The organism is Candidatus Culexarchaeum yellowstonense, assembly GCF_024707025.1.
Classification (GTDB): domain Archaea; phylum Thermoproteota; class Methanomethylicia; order Culexarchaeales; family Culexarchaeaceae; genus Culexarchaeum.
In genome coordinates, this window is the sequence record NZ_JANGFQ010000169.1 from 1 (window position 1) to 5,805 (window position 5,805).

The window sequence follows — 5,805 nt, forward strand, 5'->3', positions numbered from 1 at the left end:
CAGAATTTTGGGAATTAAATAGCGAATTATGACCCTAAAGTTGCTAGCACCATAAGCCCTTGCAGCTTCCACATAGGGGAACTCCTTAACCTGTAGGAACATAGCCCTATAACTCTTAACACCACCACCAAACATTGAAAGAGCAATAACGACTACTAGGAGGACCCATATACTGAATTTATAGAATGTGGATATCATTATTAGGATTGGTAGGAATGGGAGGATCATGAAGATCTCAGTAACCCTCTGTATTGTCGTATCAACCTTCCCCAAGAACCATGCACTCACAGCTCCAATAAACATTTGTATCAGCGCTATTGAGAGAGAAGCTATAACGCCAAAGGATAATGCTATTGGCGTACCCCACAAGAGGGCTATCCCCAAATCCCTCCTCAAATGATCAGTTCCAGCCCAACCATAAACTTTACCATAAACTACAAGACTAGCATCCACATCAACATTAGTTTCAAACACCATACCATCCATCCAAAGCCTATAATTCCCCTTCATAACCTTAGCCGTACCGGGATCAAGTATGCTTACATCCTCCTCTGCAAAGAGTAGTAATGTGACTGGCGCATCATACCCTATAGTTCTATTGATCTTCGCTGAAATCAACCCCTTAAGACGTTCAGCCAATTTATCATCATTAGAGATATAGTATCTATCCTCCCTAGAAATGATAATTGTATTTAAAATGTACTCCTTACCGTTAGGTTTAACCCAATGGATGGTCAATTGTGGCGCTGAAACATTAAATCTTGATTTAAAGAATATGTTTAACTCGCTTGGAAAATCATCATACTGATAGTCAAATGAGAATTCAATTCTAATTTGACTAAATTTATCAAGTACTGGAACTATTGCTTTAGATACCCCAAGCCTAGGCTTAGCAGTATCCAATACTATAGTTTCTGGCAACTTCTTAGATGAGAAAATGTTCACCCATGAGGGGAGGGCATTACGCGGATTATCCAACCACTGCTGCTCACCAGCCCTCCACAAAGTTACAGCCTTATCGTATGGTATTGCAAAAATAGTATACACTGAGACACCCACTAAGATGAATATAATTGTCAATCCAATTACAGCAGACTTATAGAAGTATATCTGCCCAAAAAAGCGTTTAATTCTTGATGACACTACACACCACCCATCCTAATCCTCGGATCTAAAATGGCATATACCAATTCAAGCGTGAAAATAGTTGCTGCCAATAGATAGGCGTATATAACTATGAGGCCAACTAGTACAGGCGTATCAAACATTGTTGAAGCTGAATAAAGTAGACTTCCTATACCAGGCCAATCAAACACCCTCTCAGTGATTATTGCACCCATCCATGAAGCAATTAATGTTAATGAAAAGTCCGTTATAATTGGGGGTAATGTTGGTCTAAGAATATACCTTCTCCGTATTAGCGATTCAGGTAACCCCTTTGCCTTAGCCATCTCAACGTAGTCTTCACTTGAAAACATTAGGAAGAAGGTCCTCCTACTATATATGTTTATGAATGAATAGGCTATAAGCCATGAGAGAACGGGTAAAATCATATGTTTTAGAACACTCAATGCATAGGATAAGCTATCCGTTGGTGGTGGAACATCAACCATGCCACCATAAGGCAATATTCTCAAGGAAGATGCAAATATGAGTATCAGAAATATCCCATAGAACCATCCCGGTAGAGAGGAGAGCGGTGCCAACGTAACTGACAATTTATCAGGTATACTTCCATACCTCCTGGATAAGAATAGCCCAGCAAATAAGCCTATGAAGAATAAGATAAGTTGTGTCGTTGTAAATAGGAGTACGGTGTTTGGCAACCTCTCCGAAATAATTATATAAACACTCTTAGACCCACTATTACTGCTCAGCCACAATGCTCTACCAAGATTAAGTGATATGGCATCTCTCAAATAAATGAAGCTCCTATAAATGAATGGTTTATCGAATCCTATCTTCTTCAACTCATTAGCATATAACGCATCCACCAATTCTCTAACCTGCGTATCATTCAAATGCCTATACGCAGGATTCTGACGCACACTTTGGGATATTGAAAGATATAAATCCCCCTTAACTATTTCATCAACATATCCACCCATATTTGCAATCCAAATAGTAATATAGACGGCAATAACCACTGTGAGGAAAAGCATAACCCCACGCTTAACCACATACCCAACAATTTTTGGAAACATAAATACCACCAAAATAGGAAGAATAAAAAAATAATAAGGTTTATGTTTATTTCTTCTTGACGAATGGTAGAACTATTGCCACTATAGCAATGATGAGGGCCACTACAGTAACTCCCATCAGCATATTCACAGTGGCTGTTAACGAATCAATTCTTGCAGTTAAGGCATCAACAGTTTTCCCTAAACTCCCCACAGTTTTCGTTAAATCGGAGATTTTAGCTTCATACTCAGCTCTAACTTTAGCAATCTCACTCATAAGATACTCAGTTACACTCATAACCCTCGCCGTTCCAGTGGTGGATACTGGCATACCAACAAGCTTCGATACCACTATAACCTCAACGCCCACAGTTCCAGGTGGCAGCATTGAAGTTTCTTCAGACTTAAGCTTAATCCTCCACTCACCATCCTTAACAGGCTCTGCAACTCCAACTAGAGTTGTCGTTGGACTCGTAATGATATACTTAACATACTGAACATCAGCCACCTTATAAGGTTGCCCTTCAAAGGTTACTGAGATGGGTATTTCAACTGATAAGCCAGGGGTTATTGTTGGCATTGCAGTAATTGTGGCTGATGGTATCATTGGCTTTGAGAACTTAAGCCATTTATCTGCAGTATCTATGAACTCCCTATAAGCCTTTATCACAGCTATTTTGGCAGTCGTATCAACCCTATCCAAGTAGAATGGACCATTACCCACGAGGAAATGCCCCTTCGCCTCATACCACTTCTTCAAATTATTATACCTCTCCAGAGCCTCAGACTCCGTAACATACTTGCCCATAACGTTCTTGTATGGTATGAATTTATCAGCAATAGCCTTATCCAAGTAGCCTTTTAATATTGGGAGTGAGGGGCCAGCAATATAGCTCATCCACTCAACTTTAAGTGCTTCAGCCTTATCAGCTGAGAATGCCAATTTCTTATCTGCTTCAGCTAACCACCCAATGGCAATTGTATGCCATGGTCCAGGTCCAAGACCATAAGCTGGATAGAATGCTCCTGCTGCAGATGCAGCTATCCACTCAGCATCCAAGTATAGAGCATCGGAATAGTACTCTATTACCAATGGTTTTACGCTCACTATCTTGAAACCTTTGAAGTATTCTCTAAATGCCTCGAATGATGGGACGTAGGATTCATCGTATATTGGGCTTTCAGGCTTCGCCCTATCAAATGTCAAAATATAGCTGAACACTATATCTGCTATTGAGAATTTACTACCATCATGATACTTCATATCAAATATGTTATCATCGTAATAGATGACCGTCTTGGTCTTAGCAGTTGTTCCTGGAGGCGCATATATTATCTCCTGTTTTGCAGCATCCCAATCATACCAAGCATCTGTGGGTACAGTAATGTTATCAACGAAGCTTAACTTCACCCAATCAAGTGTGACTCCTATCGGTAACCCCTTTAGGGCGTAAACCTCCGCCCTCTTAACCCTCTGCGGCCAATATAATCCAGTGAATGGGTCTGGCATCACCGCTGGGTCTGAGAGAGGATCATAGTACATGTGATCATAAATCCAATTACTACCTGCAACTGGGTTGACTGGATCCACAAATATATCTGTAGATGCTATTTTAACTGTGCCGCCAACTTTACCAGTATATCTAATGGTGTATGGCCATAATCGTGCACCCGAGAAGCCAGCCGCCAAATCATATGTCAATGAAACCTCTTTCCTAGCAGGCCATGAAGCTATTTGGCTAACTAGCCATACTCTAACGGAATCCTCCATTGAGAGGTATAAAGCTTTCCGCATTAATTCATCTCTTTCCTCAACAGTTTTATAGTCTCTAGCCCACAGCTTACCAGCCACATAATCGAATTCGGGGCTTGGCTTATATGCACTCCACAGCGGCCCCATACCCCCTCTGGGCGTGTAGAAGAAGCCGAAGTTATCTGATTCATCCCTTGAAACAATTGTTGTTATCCATCCTCCAGTGTAAATGTGCCATTTCCCATCAGCAGGGTTACCCCTTACCCATATGGGGGCAGCCTCCCTACTAGTCTTATACTGCCTATCAACTGTGAAACCAAGCTTCTCAAGCTGACTAGCCACATAATCACCTATACCCCTCCTCTGATCCTCAACTCTAATCAAGAAGATTATTGTAACTGGCTCACCCTTATAATACCACTTCCCCTCCCTCAACTCAGCACCAAGCTTCAACATCTCCCCTGTAATTATCTCCCTCGCCTTATCAAGATTGTAGCTATACTTCTTCTCAATATCCCTGAGGACATCAGCATACCTTGCATAATCTGGGAATGCTGGCGTCAAGCATGTATATCTTGGTACAGCCATTCCCGCCATTATCTCATCACATATGTACTTCCTATCCACCAAATAGTTTATAGCTTCCCTAATTTTGGGAACTGCGAAGGGGTTAAGCTTACCAGTTGCAGGGAACACTGGTCCAACTGGGTTGAATGTTAACTCAAAGTATAATCCGTAGGATGTGGCATACCATAAGTCTGGTGAAGCTTTAATTTGCTTGAATATCGCTGGATCCCTCACATCTCTAAAGTATACTTGCATCTCATTCTTCAATAGCATATCCAATGCCTTTGCATCCTCAGTTACAACGAAGAAGTCAACCTCATCAACCCACGGCCCCTTAGGCGCCTGCTGAGCATAAGCCATCGGAGCCACTGCCATGAGCATTGGCAACATCATTGAAATCAGAAGGAAGATTGCAAAAATAGTTGCTTTCATTCTCAATTTGTACACCCTCACATTAATTCTTGGACTATAAGTTAATTAATTTTTCGATAAAATTAATTAACTTATTGTAATTTTTATCATTAATTGTTAATTTTTGTTAACTTCTCTTCCCCTTATGTATTTATAAGACGCTGGAATTAGCGAATCTCAATGGAAAATAACATTAAACATTCATTTTGCGTATATCCCATGAGAATAAGGTGATTCCCGAAATCGTAATAACTCTAATATAAAGTTGAAAATTAAGGGTTATGTTTGAAGCGAATTTTTGAAAAGTTGAAGGCTACTCTAAACCTATGGGTAATCCATCTCCACGGATATCAGCATATCCAACCTTCAATCTATCCCTAACTTCCACTATGGCTGCAACACCCATTCTTGATGGATAATCAATTATTTTACACTTAAACTTTTTAAGTTCGCCCAAACTATACCCCCTTTCACATTCAACAACATCACTCCCAAGCTCCCATCTGAAACGTGGAGTTTCAATAGCCAATTGCGGGTTTAAACCGTAATCCACTATGCCATTTACTATTTGAGCATGAAGGAGGGGTCTGAAATGTCCTCCTGAAAGGCCCATAGCCATCCATCTTGAACCATAATTTAAAAGTAGGGCTGATAATGTGTGTAGAGGCTTCTTCCTAGGTTCAAGTCTGTTGACGTGACCATCAAGGAATGTGAATGATGATCCACGGGAATTCAATGTAATGTTGTATGTTGGTTCAGTGATGTATGAGCCGAAATTGTGGAATACACTTTGAATGCATGAAATTAAGTATCCTTTATCATCAGCAATGGCAAAGTATGTTGTATCAGCATCCATGAAGGATGCATGGATAGAGCCACTAATGCTACCGC

4 protein-coding genes are annotated in these 5,805 nt (G+C 40.6%); all 4 read right to left on the reverse strand.

The genetic code is table 11. From position 1 onward, the window contains the following. Window positions 1–1,143: ABC transporter permease (locus MRT15_RS10345; protein ID WP_304330033.1), on the reverse strand; the 1,143-nt coding region annotated here is incomplete at its 3' end. After that, window positions 1,143–2,204 carry an ABC transporter permease gene (locus tag MRT15_RS10350; RefSeq protein ID WP_304330035.1) on the reverse strand — a complete coding sequence of 354 codons (1,062 nt, stop codon included), beginning with the start codon at window positions 2,202–2,204 and terminating at the stop codon, window positions 1,143–1,145. The genes MRT15_RS10345 and MRT15_RS10350, both read right to left, overlap by 1 nt. Before the next feature lie 46 nt (window positions 2,205–2,250). After that, window positions 2,251–4,935: an ABC transporter substrate-binding protein gene (locus MRT15_RS10355; protein ID WP_304330039.1), complete on the reverse strand. Its 2,685-nt coding sequence runs from the start codon at window positions 4,933–4,935 to the stop codon at window positions 2,251–2,253. 292 nt (window positions 4,936–5,227) lie between these two features. Continuing rightward, window positions 5,228–5,805 (reverse strand): gamma-glutamyltransferase (locus tag MRT15_RS10360; protein ID WP_304330037.1); only part of this gene is annotated, 578 nt, incomplete at its 5' end.